The following is a 22307-nucleotide window of genomic DNA, read 5'->3' on the forward strand; positions in this document are numbered from 1 at the left end:
AGTATGAAGGGCGATTTCACGCGCCTGACGTTCCGGGCGGACCGGCACTACTCCGGCGTCTGGCTCCAGCAGGGCAGGGTGCAGCTCGACGCGGACGCGAACGAGCAGGCGGCGATCCAGCTCGCGCTGACGAGGCGGACCGCCGCCGACCTGATCGGGCCGCACGGCGGTCCCGGCGACGCGTTCACGGTCAAATACATACCCCGCACGGAGAAGAAGGATCCAGCGGATCTCGAGATCCTCAACGGGCGGTACTACGTGGACGGTGTGCTGGTGGACTCGGCAAGGCCGGTGCCCAGCGAGCCGGTCGGCGGGCAGGCACCGGCGGCTCCGGGGTCGTGGACCTACTGGGACCAGCCCTTCGCCTATCTCGACCGCGAGCGCGAAGCCGACGCCCTGCCCGAAAAATTCCCATTCCTGGTGTATCTGGTCGCCTGGGAGCAACTGGTCACCGCCTTGGAGGACCCGTCGATCGCCGAGTCGGCGCTCGGTTCGGCGCTGCCGGACACCGCGGCCCGCACCAGGACCGCGTGGCAGGTCCGCGCGCTGACCCTCGGCTCGAATGCCGGGAACGACCCGTCGGCCGCCTTCGCCGAGTGGGTTCGCGGTCGGCGGGCCGGGATCGCCCGGCTCGCAGCCAGGACCGAGCGGCCGGAGCGGGTCGAAGACGATCCGTGCATCCTTTCCCCGGACGCCGCCTACCGCGGGCCGGAGAACCAACTCTACCGGGTGGAAGTACACCATGGCGGGGAAGCCGGCGAAGCCACCGTTAAATGGTCGCGGGACAACGGTTCCGTTGCCGTCGGCATCTCCTCTGTGGACGGTGAATGGGTCACCGTGGCATCACTCGGCCGCGACGACAAGCTCTCCCTGCGGATCGGCGACTGGACCGAGGTGTCCGACGACGCCTACGCGGCGCGCGGCGAGGTCGCTCCGCTGCTCCGGGTCGAAGAAGTGGACACGGCGAACCGCCGGGTGCGCCTGTCCGGCGAACCGCGCGCGGATGTCGGCCACCGCACGAACCGGCATCCCCTGCTGCGGCGCTGGGACCACCGGGCGGTGGCCGGTCGCGGCGCGCCGAAACTCAAGGACGGTGCGATCGGTGTCGAAGAGGGCGAGTGGCTCGACCTGGAGGACGGGGTGCAGGTGTGGTTCAAGCCCGGTGGGCGTTATCGCAGCGGTGACCACTGGTTGATCCCGGCCAGGACTCTCGCCGCGGATGTGGAATGGCCGCAGGACGACACCGGCCGTCCACTGCTCGCTGAGCCGCATGGTGTCGAGCAGTACTACGCCCCGTTGGCGTGGGTGCGCAGCGGTACCGATGTGCAGCTCCTGCGGCGGACGTTCCGGCCCTTGGCTGGCTGAAATCGTTGCTGTACAAGGGTTTTTCGTTTCTGTCGGTGGTGTTGGTTAGCTTGGAGGTCTAACTGGAGCCAGGGAGGTTCGCATGTTCGGTATTCGTTCCTTGGAAGCACCACCGCCGGATTGCAGACGGCTCACACCGGGTGGTTTCTTCGCCTTGAGCGAGGCGGAGATCGGCCGGTTGAGCGGATCGGACGCAGTCGAGTTGGTGACCGCTTCGCGGCGGATGATCTGTCAGGCGCAGGCTATTCAGGCGCGCGCGGTGGCACAGGCGAGCCGCGCGCGTGACCGGGCGCGGTGGGTGGCGGATGAGCTGGCGCCGGAGTTGCGGTTGTCCCGTGAGGCAACGGCAACCCGGGTGAAGCTGGCGGAGGCGCTGGTGTCGCGAATGCCTTGTCTGCTGGCGGCGATGGTCGCCGGTGAGCTGGACATCGGCAAGGCGCATCAGGCTTTCGATGGCGTAGCAATGTTGTCGGACGAGCTGGCTCGTCGGGCGGATGAGATACTGGCTACCCGGATCGGTGTGAAAAGCCCAGGCAACTGGCGCAAAACGGTAACCCGCGTCGTCGCGAATCTGGATCCCGAAGGGCAGCGGGCACGCGCCGAAGCAAGGCGCAGGCAACGCCGCGTCGAGCTGCACCACGAGCGGGACGCGATGGCGTCGCTGTGGGCGTATCTCCCGGCGGAGATCGCGGCTGCCGTGTACGCCCGCGTCGACATGCTGGCGCGCAGGCTCCGTGGTGGTGACGAGATCCGCACCATGGATCAATTGCGGGCCGACGTGCTGACGGAGTTGCTGATCGGCAAGGGCTGGGAAGGCCTGGCCGCCCAGGTGTTCATCCACATGCCGCTCGACACCGCCCTCGGCTTCCGCGATGACGGATGCGAGTTGGTCGGTCATGGCCCCATCCCGGGTGCGCTGGGACGCCGGATCATGAACCAGCCCAACAGCGTCTGGCGCAAAGTCCTGACCGATCCCGTGTCCGGCACCGTCCGCGATCTCGGCCGCAAGCGCTACCGCCCACCGGCCGATCTCGCCGAGCTGGTCCGGGTCCGGGACCGCACCTGCCGTGCGCCCGGCTGCAACCGCCCCGCGCAACGGTGCGATGTCGACCATTGCACCGCGTGGTCGGAGAACGGGGACACCAGCGAGGAAAACCTGTGCTGCCTCTGTCCTTACCACCACGCCTTGAAGGACGAACCCGGCTGGACCTTCGAGTTCGATCCCTCCACAGCCGACCTGACGGTCACGACCCCCACCGGCCGCACCTACACCACCAGACCCGAACCACTCCGCGAACCACTGCTGATGTTCACCGACGATCCACCGCCCTTCTGACCCCGCTGGCTCATGTCCGGCCGACGCCGAAGTTACTGGCTTGAACGGTGAACTCGGCGAGACAGGCGAGTTTCGGGGTTGGTTCAGGCGCCGGTGATGCCTGCTTGGAGTTTCGGTACCAACTTGTCCAGGACGTACTTGATCCCGAGCGGGCCGCCGATCGAGAAGGCGCTGGAGAACTCGGCGCTTTCGGTACCCGAGTTGATCACTCCGGCACCGCCGAAGTAGACGACGTGGCGGGCTTGCACCGCGGGCAGGGTGGCGAACAAGGGATTGGCGGTCACCGATGGGTCAACGGCGCCGGTCTGGTCCTGCGCGGCCAGCAGGATGAGGTCCGCGTTCAGCTTGTCCAGCTGTTCGTCCGGCAGCCGGACGTAGAAGCTGCCGTCGTCGAGCGCGTCGATCTTCGGGTTGGTGCGGAAGCCGAGCGAGCGCAGCAACCGCATGCGCGGGTCGGACGGCATCCACACCGAATACTCACCGGACGAGAAGACTCCGGCGGTGATCACTTTGCCGGCGAACTCGGGATGCGCTTTCGCTGCATCGTCCAGCAGGCCCTGCGTGCGCTGTACGACCTCTTCGCCTTTGGCGGTCGTGCCGGTCGCCTTCGCGATCGTGCGCACCTGGTCCTGCCAGTACACGCCGTACACGTTGCGCACGTCGGCGGGCGCCGCGATGGTGGGGGCGATTCGTGCGAGCGTGTCGTACTGGTTCTTGTCGTTCACGGAGTTCACGTACAGGATCAGGTCGGGTCGCAGTGCCGCGATCTGTTCGAAGTTCGGCTGCGAAGCCATGATCAGCTCCGGCGGCTGCCGGTCGCCGAGGCCGTCCTTCACCCAGTTCCGCAGCCGGTTGTAGCCGAACCAGTCCGCACCGGCCACCGGGACCACGTCGAGCGCGATCGATGCCTCCATGTCGCCGCCGCCGAGGGCGACGATCCTGGACGGCTTCTTTTCGATCTTGGTCGACCCGAAGCGGTGGTCGATCTGCACAGGGAATCCCGTAGCGTCGCCGGCTCCGGGGGCGCCGCTGGTGGCACGGTCCGCCCCGCAGGCGGTTACCAGACCCGCGCCGAGGACGAGCGAGGTGACCAGCGCGGCCAGCCTGCTCGTGCCCGTTCGGTTCAGTGACTTCACAAACACTCCCAGGGTCGACCGGCCTTGAATTTAGGTTAGGCTAGCCAATCACAAGGCCGGTCGCCAGGGGGTGTCCGCGCTCCGCTGTAGCGGAACCATGAGGCACGGCTCAGGCGGTGAAACCGTACGCTTCGCGCTTTGTCCACTGTGGATTAGCCTGCTCCCAGGCTTCCCACGCCTTGATGTCGGGGTCGTTGGACTGCCACATCATCCAGCCGAACTGGAACAACTTGCGGTTCCCGTCGGGTTTGACGATGTCGGCGTTGGCATTGCAGGTCCAGATCCCTTCCTGGAGGCCGCGACACTCGTCGTATACCAGGATCGAGCCGAAGAAGGGCACTTTCAGGTTCGGCAACGGGAACCCGTCGATTCCGGCACCGGTGACCTCACGCCAGTCCATGATGTTGGTGGGACGCCCGTCCTTGTACGAGCTACCCCGGATGACGTGACCGAACACGGTCTGCGGGCGGCCATTTTCGAAGACGTCCGGGAAGGCGTCGGCGATCGGCTTGAACCAGGGCTGCTCGGTGACCGAGGGGAAGAAACGGTTGGTGATGGTGCCACCGTCGTTGGTCGGGGTGAACAACCGCTTCCCGCCCCAGACGTGGTTCGTGACGGCGCCTTCGATGAAAGTGCTGATGTTTCCGATCGAGCAGTCGAACATCTCGTCGGGCAGTGGGAAGTCGACCTCCGGCATGCCGAGGAAGTATTCGACCATGTTCACCCAGCCGTTGTTGGCGTCGGTGCAGATCGGGCCACCGTGCATCAGCTTGTCGTTGCCGAACATCGGCCCGCCCTCGCCGAGGTACTTGAACAGCTTCTGCTTGATCGGCTCCGGCGCGATCATCTGCGCCTTTTCGCTGCGGTGCCAGTTGCCGTTCCAGCCGGAACAGGCCTCGCCCAGCTCCGAGTTCAGCCGGAACGCGGCCGTGGGATGCTGCTGCTTCCATTCGACCGCCAGTGGGTCGTCGGTGGCGCCTGCCGGCCGGTTCGCCGGTTCCTGAGCGGGATTGGGCACCAGCAGGCAGTTGTCCGCCTTGTTGTAAACGCCGTCGTTGTCGAAGTCTTCGTAGGCATAGGCGCCTGGGGCGGCCGGCGGGGGCACCGGGACCGACACCCTGGGCTGGTCGTCGGAACAGCCCCACAGATCACAGCGCGCCGGTGCGGCGCTTGCGGCCGGCAGGCCGGCCAGTGCGAGCAGCGCTGTGGACACGACCGCAACGCCGATTTGGCGTCCCCGTCGGAGCGGATTCTTGGACTTCACGTGTGCATCCTCCTTGACAGACACGATGGAGCCGGGCCGGTGATCCGCCGCCAGTTACCTACTCAGCGGTAGATACCGCATACGGGAACGTGTCAGTTCCCGAAAGCTTTGGCAAGAGCTCTGACCCGTTTAGGGGAACTGGCTCGTTCCTGAAACCCGGGTAGGCTGGTCCGGTGACCGCGGAACCTTCCTCCGGCCTGGATCTGGAACGTCTCCCGAGCGGTCGGCATCGGCTCAGCCGGGAGGACGTTTTCGCTTCACAGCGGGGACGACTGCTGCTCGCGGTGGTGCAGGTGGTGTCGGAAAAGGGTTATGAGGCGGCCACGATCGCCGACATCGTGGAGCGAGCCGGGGTGTCTCGCCGGGTGTTCTACGAGCAGTTCGCCACCAAGGAGAGCGGGTTCCTGGCCGCTTTCGAACTCGGTGTCGAGCCCTTGCTGGCCCGGCTCGGCGACCCGCTCAAGGCGCTGGCGCCGCATGACTGGCGCGGCCGGATCGCCGCAAGCCTGGCGGTCTATCTGGGGGTGCTGGCGGAAAATCCGGGTTTCGCCAGATCTCTGCACGTGGAGATGCTGCGCGCCGGCCCGGCCGTGCTGGCGCGCCGGGCCGCGTTGCTCGCCCTGTTCTCCGGCCGCACCCGTGAGATGTACCGGCGCGCCCGGTGGGCGGACCCGGCCCTGCCCGTGCTGCCGGACGAGGTGTTCGACCTGCTCACCGGCGGCCTCGACGAGCTGATCCGGGAGCACCTGCGCACCAACGACGCCGGCACGCTGCCGGACCTCGCCGAATCCGCTACGACCGCGGTCCTCGTCATGCTCGGCGACCTGCCCCGCTGACCTTCGCGTTCATTCAAAAGCTGCCCGGTACTGGCGTTGTAACTTGACCAACCAGTCGGTACAGTTACTGTCATGAGACCGAGTTCGAAAACGGCGATCCTGGATGCCGCGCTGCGGCTGGCCGAGCGCAAGGGCATCACCAGCCTGACCCTGGATGCGGCGGCGCAGGAGGCTGGACTGAGCAAGGGCGGGCTGATCTATCACTTCGCCACCAAGGAACAGCTGATGCTCGCCGTCGTCGAGCACATCACCAGGTCCTGGGACGAGGCGATGCGGCGGGCACTGGGCAAGCCGTTCGAAGACGCCACGGCGGTCGAGCGCGTGCTGGCCTACACGCGGGTGGTGACCGGCGGGGCGACCAGGGCGGACCTGGCGATCCTCACCGACTCCGTCTACGAGGAACAGCTGCTGGCACCGTGGCGGGCGTTGCTCGTCAAATGGGTCGGCACGCCACCGGGTGATCCTGAGCCCACCGAGGTCGACCGGGTGGTGGCGCGGCTGGCCGCGGACGGGCTGTGGGTGGCCGAAGCGAGTGACACCACCGGGTTCGGTGCAGGCATGCGGGACGCGGTGGTCGCCCGGATCCACCGGCTAGCCGGTGCCGAAGGGCGCGGGACATGAACAAGTGGACGCTGCTGGCGATCGCCGTCGTGCTCGAGGTCGCCGGCACCCTTTCCCTGCGGGCGATGAACGGTTTCGCCGACCCGTGGTGGTTGCTGGTGGTCGTGGCCGGGTACGGCGGTGCGTTCTTCGGGGTCGCGCGGGTGCTCAAGGCGGGCATGCCGGTCGGGGTCGCCTACGGGATCTGGGCCGCTTCCGGGGTCGCGCTGACCGCGGTCGCCGGGGCCGCCCTGTTCGGGGACCAGCTGACCTGGCTGATCGGCGCCGGTATCGCGCTGGTCATCGGCGGGGTGCTGCTGGTCGAGTTCGGTTCCCAGCGGGCAGGTGAACGATGACGACCTGGCTGCTGCTCATCGGCGCGATCATCCTGGAAACCGTGGCCACGCTGTCGATGAAAGCCTCGCACGGTTTCACCAAGAAGGTCTGGATCGCACCCGTCGCACTCGGTTACGGTGCCGCCTTCACCTTGCTCGGATTCGTGCTCGCACAAGGGATGGCGGTCGGGGTCGCCTACGGGATCTGGGCGGCCTCCGGGGTCGCGCTGACCGCGATCCTCGGCAAGGTCCTCTTCCGCGACCCGCTCACCTGGATCATGGCCGCCGGCGTGCTGCTGATCATCGGCGGCGTGCTGCTGATCGAGCTCGGCGCCCAAGCGGCGCACTGAAAACAACCTTTCGCACTTTCCGGGGGAGAAGTCTGTCTTCTTCTTCCCCTTGTGGGAACCAGAAAATCGACCGAGGAGGACGTTATGAGCTGGCGGCAGACGCTTCGACACGCCACGGTGCTGGCCGGGCAGACCGGCAGGACCTGGTACCACGGCCGGATCGCGGGCGATCCGTTCAGCCGTCTCGCGCTGCCCGAAGGCAGGTGGAACCCCTATCCGATCTACCACCAACTGCTCGACAGCGGCCCGCTGACCAGGAGCCGGTCAGGCACCTGGGTGATCTCCGGCCACGAGTTGGCCGGTCAGGTGTTGCGGGACAAGAGGTTCGGCGTCCGCAGCACACCGTACGAAAGAGACGACTCGGCGCCGCTGGGCTATGTTCCCGGCGCCGAGGCGGACTTCTCCATTCTCGATCTCGACCCGCCCGACCACGGCCGGCTGCGCAAGCTGGCGGCGCCGGCCTTCAGCCCCAAGATGATGGCGGGCTACCGGCCGAATATCGAGCGGGTGACGCACGAACTGCTCGACGACGCACTGCGCCGCGGCCGGTTCGACCTGGTCGGCGAGCTGGCGGCGCCGCTGCCGATCGCGGTGATCAGCGAGCTGCTCGGCATTCCGCCGGAGGAGTCCGGTCCGTTCCAGGAGTACGGAAAAGTCGTCGCCGCCTCGCTCGACGGTCCGGGCTCCCCGGCGCAGATGCGGCGGAGCGCGAAGGCGACTCGCGCGATCGACGAACTGTTCGCCAAGCTGATCAAGGCCCGCGCCGGAACGGACGGCGAGGACGTGATCAGCAGGCTGTCGGCGGACCTCGACGCGAACAAGCTCAGCTCCCGTGAAGTACTGGCACTGAGCCGGGTGTTGCTGATCGCTGGGTTCGAGACCACCGTCAACCTGATCGGCAACGGTGTGCTGGCGCTGCTCGCGAACCCGGACCAGTGGCGGCTGCTGCGCGAGAGCCCCGAACTCGCCGGGCAGGTCGTCGACGAGGCGCTGCGGTTCGACCCGCCGGCGCAGGCCACCATCCGGATCGCGCAGGAGGACGTGCAGCTGGCCGGAAACCAGATCCCGGCCGGTGCGGGGATCTACGTGCTGCTCGGTGCCACCGGCCGCGACCCGAAGATCCACCGGGACCCGGACCGGTTCGACATCCTGCGCGACACCGCGGCGGAGCACCTGGCGTTCTCCGCCGGGCGGCACTACTGCATCGGGGCGCCGCTGGCGCGGCTGGAAGGGGAGATCGTGTTCCGTGCCCTCGCCGAACGGATGCCCGACCTGGCCAGGGACGGCAAGTACCGGCGCCGCCGGCTGATGACGATGCGGGGCCTCGCCGAATTCCCGGTGACGTCCAAGACCACCCAGCCCGTGTCCTGAGTGGACTAGCTGGCGGCCTGCGCGGCGATGGCGTCGAGCTGCGCACGGTCCCAGGACAGGGAGCCGTCGCGCAGGTCGTCGAGAACGGCGGTGGTCCAGCGAAGCTCGGCTTCGGTGACCGCTTTGACGTACTCGGTTTCCAGCTTCGACACCCTGGGCAGCTCGCGGTTCCCGAACTCTTCGGCGAGCGTCGCGTCCAGCTCGGCGATCCTCCGCACGAGTTTCTCGCGGCGGTCGTCGAGGAGTTCGAGGGTGTCCTCGGGGGTGATCAGCGCCAGGAACGAAAGCGCCGCCGGAAACTCGGGAAACTCGTTGCGCGGCGTGGACAGGATCTCGGTGAGCCACTGCCGCGCGGCAGCGCTGCCGGCGCCGGTCACCTCGTAGGTGGTGCGCTCGGGATAACGGTGGTCGCGGTCGGTTTCGCGGACCGCGATCATCCCGGCCTCCTGCAACCTGGTGATCACCTTGTACAGGGTCGCGCGCTGGCCGACGTTGACGACCTGGTCCTTGCCCCACTGCTTGATCAGCTGCTGGATCGCGTACGGGTGCGACGGCCCGGCCTCGAGCAGCCCGAGGATGGCCAGCGCGATCGGGGAGCGGCGGAACTCGGTCGGCATGGCTCAAACCGTACACTAGTTGCCTGGAAACTAGAGTCTGTGACACTATCGGTTGCGGGCAAGTCGGGTCGGCTGCCCGGAACCGAGGAGCGAGAACATGAGAGTGATCATCGTGGGCGCCGGCACCGGCGGGCTCTGCCTGGCGCACGGCCTGCGCCGCGCCGGGATCGACGTCGCGGTCTACGAACGCGATCGCACCCGGGCCGACGGGCTGCAGGGCTACCGGGTCGGCATCGACCCCGACGGCAGCCGGGCGCTCGCCGCCTGTCTGCCGCCGGAGCTGTACGCCACCTTCGTGGCGACCTGCGCCCGCACCCCCGATCGGTACAACATGCTCACCGAGCAGCTCGCCGAAGTGCTGTCCCTGGACGGATTCGCCGCCAACTCCGACGATCCGCTCAACAGCGAGAAATCGGTGTCGCGGATGACCCTGCGGCAGGTGCTGCTCACCGGCCTCGAAGACATCGTGCACTTCGACAAGACCTTCACCCGGTACGAGCGGCACCCCGGCGGCACGGTCACCGCGCACTTCACCGATGGAACGAGCGCGGAGGGCGATCTGCTGGTAGCCGCGGACGGCAGCAACTCGCGGGTCCGCCGCCAGTACCTGCCCCGGGCGACGCTGACGCCGACCGGGCTGGTGGGCATCACCGGCAAGGTGCCGCTGACCGCCGCCACCGCAGAGCTGCTCACCCCGCGCATGCTCGACGGCGTGAACATGGTCTTCGCGCCCAAGGGCTACTCCTGCATCGTGCACGTCATGCGCTTTCCGTGGGACGCCGACGGTGCGCCCAAGGAGGGGATCGGCTCCACCGACGCCGAGCTGATCGCCGGCTGGCCAGGCATGCAGTTCGACAACTCCCGCGACTACATCCAGTGGGGGATGGGCGCCGCACAGCGCAACCTGCCGCCCGGGGTGCTGGAGATGACCGGGCCCCAGCTGCACGAGCTGGTGGCCGAGCTGACCGGGAGCTGGCATTCGCACCTGCGGGAACTGTTCGCCAGCACCGACCCCACGACCTGCTTTCCGCTCAACATCCGCACCTCGGCACCGATCCCGCAATGGCAGAGCGGCAACGTGACGCTGATCGGCGACGCCATCCACACCATGACCCCGGGCCGCGGCGTCGGTGCCAACACCGCGCTGCGCGACGCCAGGCTGCTGTGCGGCAACCTCACCGCCGTCCGCGACGGCCGGATGAGCCTGCTGGAAGCGGTGCGCGGCTACGAGACCGAGATGATCGGCTACGGGTTCGACGCGGTGCGGAAGTCCCTCGCCCAGATGAGCGGCGACGACCCGATCCACAAGCCCGTCATCGGCCGCGCTGTGCTCGCCGGCATGCGCACCGGCATGCGGGTGGTCAACCGGCTGCCGCCGCTGCGCGACCGGATGGCCGCGTCCCAGCGCCGGTACCGCGGGCACGATCGCGAACAGCAGGCCGCTCGGTCGTAGCGGGCGAACTCGGCTTTCCGGCGACGGCTAGTCCAGCACGCACCGGAAGCCGAGGTTGCCGGTCGTCGAGTCCGGGGTGAGCCCCTGCCGCGCGGCGACCCGGTAGCGGCGGCAGTAGGAGCTGTGGCACAGATACGATCCGCCCTTGGTGACGTGGCGGCCGCCGGGGCCGGGACGGAACCGGTCGGCGCACCACTCCCAGATGTTGCCGGTCATGTTGTACAGGCCGAAGCCGTTGGGCTCGAACGCGTCCACCGGGCAGGTGCCGTACCAGCCGTCCGCTTCCGAGTTGTACCGGGGGAACTCGCCCTGCCAGACGTTCATCCGGTGCTCCCCGCCCGGTTCCAGCTCGTCGCCCCATGGGAACACCCGGCCCTGTTCGCCACCCCTGGCGGCCCGCTCCCATTCCGCTTCGGTGGGCAGCCGCTTGCCGGCCCAGGCGCAGTAGGCCCGTGCGTCCTGCCAGTCCACGTGCACGACCGGATGCCCGCCCCGCTCGTCCACAGTGGACTGCGGGCCTTCCGGGTGCCGCCAGTCGGCCCCCTCGACCTGGCGCCACCACGGCGCAGCGGCGACCCCGCGGGTCGGCGGGAAGTCGTCCGGGAGCAGCCCGGCGAAGACGAAGCTCCAGCCGTACCGCTCGGCCGAGGTGCGGTAACCGGTCGCGTCGGCGAACCGCCGGAATTCCGCATTGGACACCGCGCGGGCGGACATCCGGAACGACGGCAGGGTCACCGCGCGGACCGGGCCTTCGCCGTCACCGGGATAGGCGAACGCGTCCTCGCTGCCCATCAGGAACTCGCCGGCCGGAATGGTCACCATGCCCTCGGTGTCCGCCGGACCGGCGGCCGGCCGGGGCGGTGCTTTCCCCGTCCCGTCGGCCGCCCCGCCGCCGGACGGGGCACAGCAGCTCACTGCGCCCCCAGCACGCGCCGGTACAGCCCGCCGTCGAAACCGGGCCCGTCTCCAGTGCCTCCAGTGTTGTCTCCGGGGTCCAGATCGATCCGGACCGTGTGCACCACCCCGGTGAACTCGTTGTCGATCACCGGGTAATCGTCGGTCACCGGGGTGCTCAGGTCCACGCCGACGTTCAGCGTCTCGTCGAACGAGAAGTAGTACGGGATGGTCCGCTCCACCCGGCCGGTCGCCTGCTTCGCACCGTCCACGATGAGCGTCGCGCCGCCGCCCTTGCCGAGCCCGCCGCCGTCGTACTCGAACTCCAGCCGCACCTCGTGCCGCCCCGGGGTGAGAGCCTCCGCGCCGCGGACCGTGTACAGCTCCATCCCGAAGTAGTTGTAGACGTAGGCGGGCCGTCCCCCGACGACGTACAGCGACCAGCCGCCGAACCGGCCGCCCTGCGCGATGAGCACGCCCTCGGCGCCGGAACCCGGCACGCCTGGCACGTCTGGCACGTCTGGCACGTTGATGTCCGCGGTGACGCTGTGCGAGCGGTTCTTGATATTGGGCGTGGTTTCCTCGGTGAACCGGCGCATCCCGCCGCGGTAGGTCACCGAAGAACGGTCGCCGAGCAGGTCGATGCGCCCGGCCACGGCCGGGTTCTCCCGTTCGGTGACCCGGTCGTCCAGCGGGAACACCTGATGCTTGGCCGCCTCGATCAGGAACAGCTCCTGAAGCTCGCGCAGCTTTTCGGGATGCGCGGCGGCGAGGTCGTGCGCCTGGCTCCAGTCCCGCTCCAGGTCGTACAGCTCCCACACGTCGTCGGAGAACCGCTTTCCGTGTGCGGGCACCATTTCCCAGGGCACCCCGTGCCGGGTGACGGCCATCCAGCCCTCGTGGTAGATCCCGCGGTTGCCGCACATTTCGAAGTACTGCGTGCGGCGCCGCTCGGCGGCACGCGGGTCGGCCAGCGTCTCGCGCATGCTGGTGCCCTCGATCGGCTGCTGCGGTACCCCGTCCACGCTGAACGGCGCCGGGATGCCCGCGCAGTCCAGCACGGTCGGCAGCACGTCGATGACGTGGTGGAACTGGTGGCGCAGGCCGCCGCGCTCGTCGATCCCGCGCGGCCAGTGCATGATCATGCCGTCCCGGGTGCCGCCGAGGTGCGAGGCGACCTGCTTGGTCCACTGGAACGGCGTGTTCAGCGCGAGCGCCCAGCCCGCCGGGGCGATCGGGTAGCTGTGCGGGCCGCCGATCTCATCGAGGTGGCCGATCATCTCCTCCGGGTCGTCCACCACCCCGTGGCCGAGCCGGTGCTCCACGATGGTGCCTTCGATCCCGCCCTCCCCGGACGCGCCGTTGTCGCCGAGGATGTAGAGGAACAGCGTGTTGTCCAGTTCGCCGAGCTCGTCCAGTGCGGCGGTGAACCGGCCGACCTGCGCGTCGGCGTGCTCGGTGAACCCGGCGTAGGTTTCCATGAACCTGGCCGCGAGCCGGCGCTGCGTGCCGGTCAGCTCGTCCCAGTGCGGGACGCCTTCGGCCCAGCTCGCCAGCTCCGTGCTCTCGGGCACCACACCGAGCTCCTTCTGGCGTTCGAGGGTGAGCTCCCGCTGCCGGTCCCAGCCGTGGTCGAACCGGCCGCGGTACTTCTCCCGCCATTCGGGGCCGACGTGCAGCGGGGCGTGCGCGGCGCCGAGCGCGAGGTAGGTGAAGAACGGCCGGTCGGGGGTTAGCGTGTGCTGCGTCCGCACCCAGTCGATGGCGTGGTCGACGAGGTCTTCGGAGAGGTGGTACCCGTCCTCGGGGCGCCGCTCGGGCTCCACCGGCGTGGTGCCCTGGTACAGCAGCGGGTACCAGTGGTTCATTTCCGCGCCCATGAACCCGTAGAAGGTGTCGAAACCCTCGCCGGTCGGCCAGCGGTCGAACGGCCCGACCGCGCTGATCTCCCGCGGCGGGGTCTGATGCCACTTGCCGAACGCGGCGGTGCTGTACCCGTTGCCCTGCAGGATCTGCGCGATCGTGGCGGCGCTCCTCGGCCGGAACCCGTGGTAGCCGGGGGCCGAGGTGGCCATCTCGGTGGTGCCGCCCATCCCGACCGAGTGGTGGTTGCGGCCGGTCAGCAGGGCCTGCCGGGTCGGCGAGCAGAGCGCGGTCACGTGGAACCGGGTGTAGCGGAGGCCGTCGGCGGCGAGCCGCTCGGCGGTTGGCATCTCGCAGGGCCCGCCGAACGAGCTGGACGTGCCGAAACCCAGGTCGTCGAGCAGCACGATGACCACGTTGGGTGCCCCCGCCGGCGGCGGGACCGGGCCGACCGGGTGGAACGGGGCACGCTGGTCCCCGATGCCCATCGCGGTCGCCACCGGCCGGTGCGGCTCCGGCCGCGGGAGTACGTGGCGGCCGGCTTCGAACTCACCCATGTGCTTCTCCTCCTGAGCGCCCCTTGATCTTTTCCGCCCACGCTACTTAGGCGGTCGGACCGACCAGGGTGACGGCACCGCGGTGGAGTCGGCAGGTCAGGCGACCGCGGCGGTGGAGTGCCGGTGCTGCCGCCGGATCCGGTTGAACAGCCGCGCGTTGTTCATCGCGAAAACACCGACCGTCACACCGTCGCGCTGGTAGGTGGCCACGAAGGCGCGGTCCTCGATGCTGCCGTCGACGATCACCACCTCGTCGTCCGGCGCGGGGTGGCCGGCGATCTGGAGGGTGGCCGAGTACTGGTCGGACCAGACGTAGCCACTGGCGGTGTGCTGCCGCGCGGTGTGCCCGGCCAGCAGGTTGGCGACCGCGACTCCGGCCTGCTCGGTGGCGTTCGTCCAGTGCTCGTGGCGCAGCCGCCGCCCGGTGCTGGCCGGGCGGTAGCGGGCCACGTCGCCGATCGCAACCACCGTGGGCAGGCTGGTGACCAGTCCGCCGTCGGTGTGCACCCCGTCGCCGACGGCCAGCCCGGAACCGGCCAGCCACCCGGTCGCCGGTGTCATGCCGATCCCGACTACCACCACGTCCGCCGGGAGGTGCTCGCCGTCGTCGAGCCGGACGCCGGTCACCCGGTGCCCGCGCGGGCCGTCGCTGGTGGTGCTCAGCTCGCGAACGGTGGTGCCGCAGCGAAGCCGGGTGCCGTGGTCGGTGTGCAGGGCGGCGCAGGCCGCGCCGAGCTCGGGCCCCAGCACGGTGGCCAGCGGGGTGGCGAGCGACTCCAGCACGGTGACTTCGAGACCGAGGCCGCGGCAGGTCGACGCGACCTCCGCGCCGATGAAACCGGCGCCGACCACGACCACCCTCGGTGCGCCGTCGGTGAGTTCCGCCCGCAGCCGCAGCGCGTCGTCAAGGTTGCGCAGCACGTGCACCCCGGCGACCCCTTCCGCGCCCGGCAGCGTGCGGGCCCGGCCGCCGGTCGCGATCACCACGCCGTCCACCGCCAGCTCGTTCCCGTCGGAGAGCGCGACCACACCGTTGCCGGGGTCGAGGCGTTCGGCGCGCACACCGAGCCGGTACCGCAGGCCGAGTTCGTCATCGTCCTCGGCTTCGAGCAGTTCCAGCGCGTCGTGGCCGGCGGTGCCGGCGAGAAAGGACTTGGACAGCGGCGGCCGGTCGTAGGGCCGGTGTGCCTCTTCGCCGACGATCTCCAGCCGGCCGTCGTAGCCCTGGGCCCGCAGCTCCTGGGCCGCGCGAACACCGGCCAGCGAGGCGCCGATGATCGCGATGCTCTTCACGCGGCGTCCTCGCGCGCATCCGCCTGCACGTAGATGACGCCGGAGTCGACGAGCACGGAGTAGGTGCGGACCGGCTTCTTGGCCGGCAGGCAGGACGGCATGCCGGTGCGCAGGTCGAACAGGGCGGCGTGCAGGGGGCATTCGACGAAGCAGCCCTCCAGCCATCCGTCCGATAGGGACGCGTCCTGGTGGCTGCAGGTGTCGTCGATGGCGTAGAACTCGCCGTCGGCGTTGAACACCGCGATGGGCGCGGCCCCGGGGATCCGGACGGATTCGCCGGGGGGCAGCTCGTCCACCGTGCACGCGCGCATCATGTCGACCTCCGGGAAGCGCTGGGGGAGTTGAGAGTGGGTGTTGCGTATTAAGGAACACGAAGTGCTCTACGCAACAAAGTCTGATCTCCTGGTCGAAGCACGTCAAGAGGTGCGCGGGGGCGGGTTTCGCGGGTTTTCCCGCTTATAGCTGAGATGGGGGCATGCGAGGCTTTTTGCGCATGCCCCCATCGATCGGGTGCGGGTGTCCCGCAAGATTCTGGGGAGTCCGCGCGGCGAGGTCCTACCGTTCGGTAGCTCTCGTCCATCCGGGGGTCGTGGAAAACCGCGTCTTGACAGCTCGTCCGACCCGCCCTCATTGTGTTCCCCATTGGGCAACACATCGCGTAATACGCAACTACTCCAGAACCCTCGGACTTCCGGGCGCGTTGCCCTTCCCCCCAACTGACGACATCCGGATTCGCGGAGAGGAGTGAGCCTGTGCCACAACAGGTTCGGGGCGTGGTCGCCCGCAAGGAAGGTGCGCCGGTCGAGCTCGTGGACATCCTGGTGCCGGAGCCGGGTCCCGGTGAGGCGGTGGTCCGGGTGCAGGCCTGCGGTGTCTGCCATACGGACCTGCACTACCGCGAGGGCGGGATCAACGACCAGTTCCCCTTCTTGCTCGGGCACGAGGCCGCGGGTGTGGTGGAGGCGGTCGGTGCCGGGGTGAGCGACCTGGCCGCCGGCGACTTCGTGGTGCTGAACTGGCGCGCGGTCTGCGGCGTTTGCCGGGCCTGCCGCCGTGGCCGTCCCTGGTACTGCTTCGACACGCACAACGCCGAGCAGCCGATGACGCTCCTGGACGGCACGCCGCTGTCGCCCGCGCTGGGCATCGGCGCGTTCGCGGAGAAGACACTGGTCGCGGCCGGGCAGTGCACCAGGGTCGATCCCGGGGTCCGCCCGGAGGTGGCCGGCCTGCTCGGCTGCGGGGTGATGGCCGGGATCGGCGCCGCCATCAACACCGGGCAGGTGGGCCGCGGCGACTCGGTGGCCGTGTTCGGCTGCGGCGGCGTCGGCGGTGCCGCGGTGGCCGGCGCGCGGCTGGCCGGTGCGCGCGAGGTGATCGCGGTGGACCTCGACGAGGGCAAGCTGGCACTGGCCCGCGGCCTCGGCGCGACCCAGCTGGTCAACGCGGCGAAGACCGATCCGGTCGAGGCGATCCGCGCGCTCACCGGCGGCAACGGCGCGGACGTGGTGATCGACGCGGTCGGCCGTCCGGAAACCTTCGAGCAGGGGTTCTACGCCCGCGACCTGGCCGGCACCCTGGTGCTGGTCGGCGTGCCCACCCCGGAGATGCGGCTGGAACTGCCGCTGGTGGACGTGTTCTCCCGCGGCGGCGCGGTCAAGTCGTCCTGGTACGGCGACTGCCTGCCCAGCCGCGACTTCCCGATGCTGGTGGACCTGTACCGCCAGGGCAGGCTGCCGCTCGGCGAGTTCGTCACCGAGACGATCGCACTCGACGACGTGGAGCGGGCGTTCGAGAAGATGCACCGCGGCGAAGTGCTGCGTTCGGTGGTCGTGCTCTGATGGCGGCCAGTGCCGAACTCGTCCGCACCGCCGGGGACTTCGTGCTCGACGGTGGCACCTTCGCGGTGGAGAACAACGTCTGGATCATCGGCGACGACTCCGAATGCCTCGTCGTCGACCCGGCGCACGATCCGGAGCGGGTGCTGGCCGCGGTCGGCGACCGTTCGGTGACCGGGATCTTCTGCACGCACGCGCACAACGACCACATCAACGGCGCGGCCTGGCTGGCGGACAAGGCCGGTGCGCCGGTCCTGCTGCATCCGGCGGACCGGGAGCTGTGGGACCACCAGTACCCCGCGCGGAAACCGGACTGGACGCTGTCCGACGGCGAGGTGCTTTCGGTGGCGGGCCTCGATCTGCACGTGCTGCACACCCCAGGGCACACCTGGGGGAGTGTGTGCCTGCACGTGCCGGAGCGCGGCTGGCTCTTCTCCGGGGACACGCTCTTCCGGGGCGGACCGGGCGCCACCGGCCGCTCGTACTCCGACTTCGGTGCCATCATCGACTCGATTTCGGCGCGGCTGTTGGTGCTGGACGGGCGCACCACCGTCCACACCGGACACGGTGAGGGCACCACCATCGGCGCGGAGGCGCCGCACCTGGACGAGTGGATCGCGCGCGGTCACTGACCCGGGTGTCCCGCACTGGAGAGGAGCAAGGCCGTGAGCACCACCGAAACGACCGCTGGGATCACCACCGAGCTGCCGCAGAGCCTGCTGGCCACGCTGCCCGGTCACTACTACACCGACCCCGGCATCTTCGCGCTGGAGCAGGCGAAGATCTTCGAGGAGAGCTGGTTCTGCGCGGTGCGCGGCGCCGACCTGCCGTCGCCGGGAGCGTTCCAGACCGTGCAGGTGGGCCGGGAGAGCGTGCTGATCGCCCGCGGCCGAGACGGTGCGCTGAACGCTTTCCTGAACGTCTGCCGGCACCGCGGCGCCCGGCTGTGCACGGCGGAAAGCGGTGCGGTCAAACGGTCCTTCCAGTGCCCGTACCACGCCTGGACCTACGGCCTTGACGGCAAGCTGATCGCCGCGCCGAACCTGACCGGGATGCCGGACATCGACCGGACCGAGTACGGCCTGACCCGGGTGCACCTGCGGGAATGGCTCGGCTACGCCTGGGTCTGCCTCGCCGATCGGCCACCGTCCTTTGCGGACACCGTGATGGCCGACGTGTCCGGGCGGCTCGGCGGCCCCGGCGAGATCGACGCCTACCGGATCGATGAACTCGGCCTCGGCCAGCGGATCGAGTACGACGTGCGGGCCAACTGGAAGCAGATCATCGAGAACTTCATGGAGTGCTACCACTGCGCGACCATCCACCCGGAGCTGACCGAGGTGCTGCCCGAGTTCGCCGACGGGTTCGCCGCCCAGTACTACGTCGGGCACGGCGCCGAGTTCGGCGAAGGCGTGCAGGGGTTCACCGTGGACGGCAGCGCGGGCGCGGACCGGCTGCCCGGCGTGGGGGAGCACCAGGACCGCCGGTACTACGCGATCACCGTGCGCCCCCAGGTGTTCGTCAACCTGGTTCCGGACCACGTGATCCTGCACCGGATGTTCCCGTTGGCGCCGGATCGCACGCTGGTCCAGTGCGACTGGCTGTACCTGCCCGAGGTGTTGGAGTCCGGCCGGGACCTGTCGCGTTCGATCGAGCTGTTCGACCGGGTCAACCAGCAGGACTTCGACGCCTGCGAGCGCTGCCAGCTCACCATGGACTCGCGGGCGTACGCCAACGGCGGGGTGCTTGTGCCCAGTGAGCACCACATCGGCGAGTTCCACGACTGGGTCCGGGCCAAGATCGACGCCCCGGATCGTTGACCGCGGCGGCCGGGGCGACACATGGCACGGGTGAGCCGGGTGCGGCGAAGGTCAGATCAGCGCGCGGATGGCGGTTTCGAAGCCCGTCACGTGTTCCAGGGTCAGCTCCGCGGCCTTCTTCGCGTCGCCCTTGATGATCGCGGTGAGCAGCGGCCGGTGCTCGTTCACGTGCCCGGCCATACCTTTCAGCCTCGGCACGAACACGCACCAGATCCGGGTCGCCAGGTTGTCGTAGCGGATCAGGGTGTCTTCCAGGAACGGGTTGTACACGCACCGGTAGATCGCCCGGTGCACGTCGAGGTCGGTCCTGAGCAACTCGGTGTTGCCGGCGATGCCGGTGGCCGGCTTGAGCCGGGTGAGCAGTCCGGTCAGCTCCTGGCGGTCGTCCGAGGTGGCCCGTTCGGCGGCCGCCGCGGTGGCCATCGGCTCGAGGGTGCGGCGGACCTCGGAGATGTGCGCGAGGTCGGCGATGTTCACCTCGGTGGCGAAGGTCCCGCGCCGGGGGAAGGCGACGACCAGCCGCTCGCTCTCCAGCCGTTTGAGCGCTTCGCGGATCGGGGTGCGTCCCATGTCGAGCGAGCCGCTCAGCCAGTCCTCGTTGATCGGCTCGCCCGGCTTGATGTCGAGCATGACGAGACGGTCGCGGATGAAGAGGTACGCCTTCTCCGCGAGCGAGGGGCCGGCGCCGGGCATCTCGATATTGACCTGTGTACTCACCCGACCTACTCTACATCGAAGACTGATATACCAATAGTCGATCAGTCTCCCCTCGGCATCGAGACGGAAAGCAGGCTTCGCATGACCGCGACGATCGACCACCAGGGCACCCAGAATCAGCCCCAGAACCAGCCCCAGAACCAGCCCCAGAACCAGTCACTGCGGGACTTCGACCCAGCGGTGGCCGCGGCGATCGACGCGGAGCTGGTCCGGCAGCGGTCGACCCTGGAGATGATCGCCAGTGAGAACTTCGCCCCGAGCGCGGTGCTCCAGGCGCAGGGCTCGGTGCTGACCAACAAGTACGCCGAGGGCTATCCGGGACGGCGGTACTACGGCGGCTGCGAGCACGTGGACGTCATCGAGAACCTCGCGCTGGAGCGCGTCAAGTCATTGTTCGGCGCGGGTTTCGCCAATGTGCAGCCGCATTCGGGCGCGCAGGCGAACGCCGCCGCGATGGCCGCGCTGATCGACCCGGGGGACACCATCCTCGGCCTTTCGCTCGCCCACGGCGGGCACCTGACGCACGGCATGCGGATCAACTTCTCCGGACTGCTCTACCAGGTCGCCGCCTACGAAGTGTCCGCCGCGGACTTCCGGATCGACCTCGACGAGGTCGCGCGCCTGGCCAGCGAGCACCGGCCGCGGCTGATCATCGCGGGCTGGTCGGCGTACCCCCGGCAGCTGGACTTCGCGCGGTTCCGCGAGATCGCCGACGAGGTCGGCGCCTACCTGATGGTCGACATGGCCCATTTCGCCGGGCTGGTCGCGGCCGGCCTGCATCCGTCGCCGGTGCCGCACGCGCACGTCACTACCACCACCACGCACAAGACGCTCGGCGGCCCGCGCGGCGGCGTGATCCTGACCGGTGACCCGGCGCTGGCCAAGAAGGTCAACTCGGCGGTGTTCCCCGGCCAGCAGGGCGGCCCGCTGCAGCACGTGATCGCGGCCAAGGCGGTGGCCTTCAAGATGGCCGCGGAACCGGAGTTCGCCGAGCGTCAGCGGCGGACACTGGCGGGGGCGAAGATCCTGGCCGAGCGGCTGCTCGGGCAGGACACCGCCGAAGCCGGGATCTCCGTGCTCACCGGCGGCACCGACGTTCACCTGGTGCTGGTGGACCTGCGCGACTCGGAGCTGGACGGCAGGCAGGCCGAAGACCGGCTGCATTCGGTCGGCATCACGGTGAACCGCAACGCGGTGCCGTTCGACCCGCGCCCGCCGATGGTGACCTCCGGGGTCCGCATCGGCACGCCCGCGCTGGCGGCAAGGGGCTTCGGGGAGGACGAGTTCCGCGAGGTGGCCGACATCATCGCCACCGCACTGCTGCCCTCCTTCGACGAAGACGTGGCCGGGTCGCTGCGGGCCAGGGTGTCCGCGCTGGCCGGCCGGTTCCCGCTCTACCCGCAGCAGCAGGAGGCGCCGCGATGACCAACGCCGCAACGACCCCCGGCGCGCACCTGCCGGACCATCCCGGCTTCCTCTGGCCCAATCCCGACCCCGCCCCTTCCTACGACGTGGTGGTCGTCGGCGGCGGCGGGCACGGCCTCGCGACCGCCTACTACCTGGCGAAGGTGCACGGCATCACCAACGTGGCGGTGCTGGAGAAGGGCTGGCTCGCCGGCGGCAACATGGCCCGCAACACGACCATCATCCGGTCCAACTACCTGTGGGACGAGAGCTCGGGCATCTACGAGCACTCCCTGAAACTGTGGGAGGGCCTCGAAGCCGAGCTGGACTACCCGATCCTGTTCGACCAGCGCGGCGTGCTGAACCTCGCGCACAGCCTGCAGGACGTCCGCGACAGCGTCCGCCGGGTCAACGCGAACCGGCTCAACGGGATCGACGCGGAATGGGTGGAACCCGCGCAGGTCAAGGAGATCTGCCCGATCGTCAACATCTCCGGCGACGTCCGCTACCCGGTGCTGGGCGCCACCTTCCAGCCGAGGGCCGGGATCGCCAAGCACGACTACGTGGCCTGGGGTTACGCCCGCGCGGCGGCCGAACTCGGGGTCGACCTGATCCAGAACTGCGAGGTGACCGGCATCGAGACCGCGCACGGCTGCGTCACCGGTGTCGAGACCACCAGTGGCCGCATCGCCGCCGGAAAGGTGGCGCTGTGCGCGGCCGGCCACTCCTCGGTGCTCGGCGCGATGGCAGGACTGGAGCTGCCGGTGGTCTCGCATCCCCTGCAGGCACTGGTGTCCGAGCTGCTCGAGCCGGTGCATCCCACGGTGGTCATGTCCAACGCGGTGCACGTCTACGTCTCCCAGGCGCACAAGGGCGAACTGGTGATGGGCGCCGGAATCGACAGCTACAACGGCTACGGGCAGCGCGGCTCCTTCCACATCATCGAGCAGCAGATGTCGGCCGCGCTGGAGCTGTTCCCGGTCTTCGCCAGGGCGCACCTGCTGCGCACCTGGGCCGGCATCGTGGACGTCAGCCCGGACGCCTCCCCGATCGTCGGGCTGACCCCGGTGGACGGGCTGTACCTCAACTGCGGCTGGGGCACCGGCGGGTTCAAGGCGACCCCTGGCGTCGGCGACTGCTTCGCGCACACCGTCGCCAAGAACAAGCCGCATCCCTACACCGAGCCGTTCACCTTGGAGCGGTTCACCACCGGCGCACTCGTCGACGAGCACGGCGCCGCCGCCGTCGCGCACTGACCGCC

21 protein-coding genes are annotated in these 22307 nt (G+C 69.2%); 13 read left to right on the forward strand and 8 right to left on the reverse strand.

Features of this window, described 5'->3' with window-relative positions; all coding sequences use genetic code 11:
• Positions 1-3: 3 nt before the first annotated feature.
• Positions 4-1365, forward strand: coding sequence for a DUF6519 domain-containing protein (locus AMYNI_RS45740; protein WP_020672150.1), 1362 nt, complete (start codon positions 4-6; stop codon positions 1363-1365).
• A gap of 82 nt (positions 1366-1447) precedes the next feature.
• Complete coding sequence (locus AMYNI_RS48470; RefSeq protein ID WP_084628514.1) at positions 1448-2701, forward strand: HNH endonuclease signature motif containing protein; 1254 nt, start codon at positions 1448-1450, stop codon at positions 2699-2701.
• Positions 2702-2784: 83 nt separating this feature from the next.
• On the opposite strand, the gene AMYNI_RS0131850 is transcribed toward AMYNI_RS48470, so the two are convergent.
• Complete coding sequence (locus AMYNI_RS0131850) at positions 2785-3837, reverse strand: iron-siderophore ABC transporter substrate-binding protein (protein WP_020672152.1); 1053 nt, start codon at positions 3835-3837, stop codon at positions 2785-2787.
• A gap of 109 nt (positions 3838-3946) precedes the next feature.
• Entirely contained in the window at positions 3947-5050 is a 1104-nt protein-coding gene (locus AMYNI_RS0131855) for a thrombospondin type 3 repeat-containing protein (protein WP_169515784.1), read from the reverse strand.
• A 224-nt stretch (positions 5051-5274) separates the two neighbouring features.
• Between AMYNI_RS0131855 and AMYNI_RS45745 the strand changes: the two genes are divergently transcribed.
• The 5 genes from AMYNI_RS45745 to AMYNI_RS0131880 all read left to right on the forward strand — a co-directional run bounded on the left by AMYNI_RS45745 (position 5275) and on the right by AMYNI_RS0131880 (position 8593).
• Complete coding sequence (locus tag AMYNI_RS45745) at positions 5275-5937, forward strand: TetR/AcrR family transcriptional regulator (protein ID WP_020672154.1); 663 nt, start codon at positions 5275-5277, stop codon at positions 5935-5937.
• 72 nt (positions 5938-6009) lie between these two features.
• The gene (locus tag AMYNI_RS0131865) at positions 6010-6558 is read left to right on the forward strand and encodes a TetR/AcrR family transcriptional regulator (RefSeq protein ID WP_020672155.1); all 549 of its coding nucleotides are present in this window, start codon (positions 6010-6012) and stop codon (positions 6556-6558) included.
• Positions 6555-6893 carry a DMT family transporter gene (locus AMYNI_RS0131870; RefSeq protein WP_020672156.1) on the forward strand — a complete coding sequence of 113 codons (339 nt, stop codon included), beginning with the start codon at positions 6555-6557 and terminating at the stop codon, positions 6891-6893. The genes AMYNI_RS0131865 and AMYNI_RS0131870 overlap by 4 nt, the downstream gene beginning before the upstream one ends.
• Positions 6890-7222 carry a DMT family transporter gene (locus AMYNI_RS0131875; RefSeq protein WP_020672157.1) on the forward strand — a complete coding sequence of 111 codons (333 nt, stop codon included), beginning with the start codon at positions 6890-6892 and terminating at the stop codon, positions 7220-7222. Before AMYNI_RS0131870 ends, AMYNI_RS0131875 begins: the two co-directional genes overlap by 4 nt.
• A gap of 84 nt (positions 7223-7306) precedes the next feature.
• Positions 7307-8593, forward strand: coding sequence for a cytochrome P450 (locus AMYNI_RS0131880; RefSeq protein ID WP_020672158.1), 1287 nt, complete (start codon positions 7307-7309; stop codon positions 8591-8593).
• A 5-nt stretch (positions 8594-8598) separates the two neighbouring features.
• Here the strand turns inward: AMYNI_RS0131880 and AMYNI_RS0131885 are convergent, their stop codons facing one another.
• Positions 8599-9210 carry a PadR family transcriptional regulator gene (locus AMYNI_RS0131885; RefSeq protein WP_020672159.1) on the reverse strand — a complete coding sequence of 204 codons (612 nt, stop codon included), beginning with the start codon at positions 9208-9210 and terminating at the stop codon, positions 8599-8601.
• Positions 9211-9307: 97 nt separating this feature from the next.
• Between AMYNI_RS0131885 and AMYNI_RS0131890 the strand changes: the two genes are divergently transcribed.
• On the forward strand, positions 9308-10663 hold the full coding sequence (locus AMYNI_RS0131890) for an FAD-dependent oxidoreductase (protein ID WP_026361201.1): 1356 nt from the start codon (positions 9308-9310) through the stop codon (positions 10661-10663).
• 27 nt (positions 10664-10690) lie between these two features.
• On the opposite strand, the gene AMYNI_RS0131895 is transcribed toward AMYNI_RS0131890, so the two are convergent.
• The 4 genes from AMYNI_RS0131895 to AMYNI_RS0131910 all read right to left on the reverse strand — a co-directional run bounded on the left by AMYNI_RS0131895 (position 10691) and on the right by AMYNI_RS0131910 (position 15584).
• Positions 10691-11578: a formylglycine-generating enzyme family protein gene (locus tag AMYNI_RS0131895; protein WP_245574037.1), complete on the reverse strand. Its 888-nt coding sequence runs from the start codon at positions 11576-11578 to the stop codon at positions 10691-10693.
• Positions 11575-13977 (reverse strand): arylsulfatase, encoded by a 2403-nt coding sequence (locus tag AMYNI_RS0131900; protein ID WP_020672162.1) that lies wholly within the window; start codon positions 13975-13977, stop codon positions 11575-11577. Before AMYNI_RS0131900 ends, AMYNI_RS0131895 begins: the two co-directional genes overlap by 4 nt.
• A gap of 96 nt (positions 13978-14073) precedes the next feature.
• Positions 14074-15270, reverse strand: a complete 1197-nt coding sequence (locus AMYNI_RS0131905) for an NAD(P)/FAD-dependent oxidoreductase (RefSeq protein ID WP_020672163.1) — start codon at positions 15268-15270, stop codon at positions 14074-14076.
• Positions 15267-15584, reverse strand: coding sequence for a bifunctional 3-phenylpropionate/cinnamic acid dioxygenase ferredoxin subunit (locus tag AMYNI_RS0131910; RefSeq protein ID WP_020672164.1), 318 nt, complete (start codon positions 15582-15584; stop codon positions 15267-15269). Before AMYNI_RS0131910 ends, AMYNI_RS0131905 begins: the two co-directional genes overlap by 4 nt.
• A 438-nt stretch (positions 15585-16022) precedes the next feature.
• On the opposite strand from AMYNI_RS0131910, the gene AMYNI_RS0131915 reads away from it, so the two are divergent.
• From AMYNI_RS0131915 to AMYNI_RS0131925, 3 genes are read left to right on the forward strand one after another with little or no spacing between them, the layout of a single operon-like run.
• A complete protein-coding gene (locus AMYNI_RS0131915; protein WP_026361202.1) occupies positions 16023-17108 on the forward strand; it encodes an S-(hydroxymethyl)mycothiol dehydrogenase in 1086 nt (361 codons plus the stop codon).
• On the forward strand, positions 17108-17737 hold the full coding sequence (locus AMYNI_RS0131920; protein WP_020672166.1) for an MBL fold metallo-hydrolase: 630 nt from the start codon (positions 17108-17110) through the stop codon (positions 17735-17737). Before AMYNI_RS0131915 ends, AMYNI_RS0131920 begins: the two co-directional genes overlap by 1 nt.
• Positions 17738-17770: 33 nt before the next feature.
• Entirely contained in the window at positions 17771-18925 is a 1155-nt protein-coding gene (locus AMYNI_RS0131925) for an aromatic ring-hydroxylating oxygenase subunit alpha (protein ID WP_020672167.1), read from the forward strand.
• 51 nt (positions 18926-18976) lie between these two features.
• Here the strand turns inward: AMYNI_RS0131925 and AMYNI_RS0131930 are convergent, their stop codons facing one another.
• A complete protein-coding gene (locus tag AMYNI_RS0131930) occupies positions 18977-19618 on the reverse strand; it encodes a GntR family transcriptional regulator (protein WP_020672168.1) in 642 nt (213 codons plus the stop codon).
• 105 nt (positions 19619-19723) lie between these two features.
• Here AMYNI_RS0131930 and glyA point away from each other — a divergent pair, with 105 nt between their 5' ends.
• Together glyA and AMYNI_RS0131940 are read left to right on the forward strand one after the other, a co-directional pair.
• Positions 19724-21067, forward strand: coding sequence for a serine hydroxymethyltransferase (gene glyA / locus AMYNI_RS0131935; RefSeq protein WP_020672169.1), 1344 nt, complete (start codon positions 19724-19726; stop codon positions 21065-21067).
• Positions 21064-22302, forward strand: a complete 1239-nt coding sequence (locus AMYNI_RS0131940) for a sarcosine oxidase subunit beta family protein (RefSeq protein WP_020672170.1) — start codon at positions 21064-21066, stop codon at positions 22300-22302. The genes glyA and AMYNI_RS0131940 overlap by 4 nt, the downstream gene beginning before the upstream one ends.
• Positions 22303-22307: the final 5 nt, after the last annotated feature.

It is taken from the genome of Amycolatopsis nigrescens CSC17Ta-90 (genome assembly GCF_000384315.1).
Classification (GTDB): Bacteria; Actinomycetota; Actinomycetes; order Mycobacteriales; family Pseudonocardiaceae; genus Amycolatopsis; species Amycolatopsis nigrescens.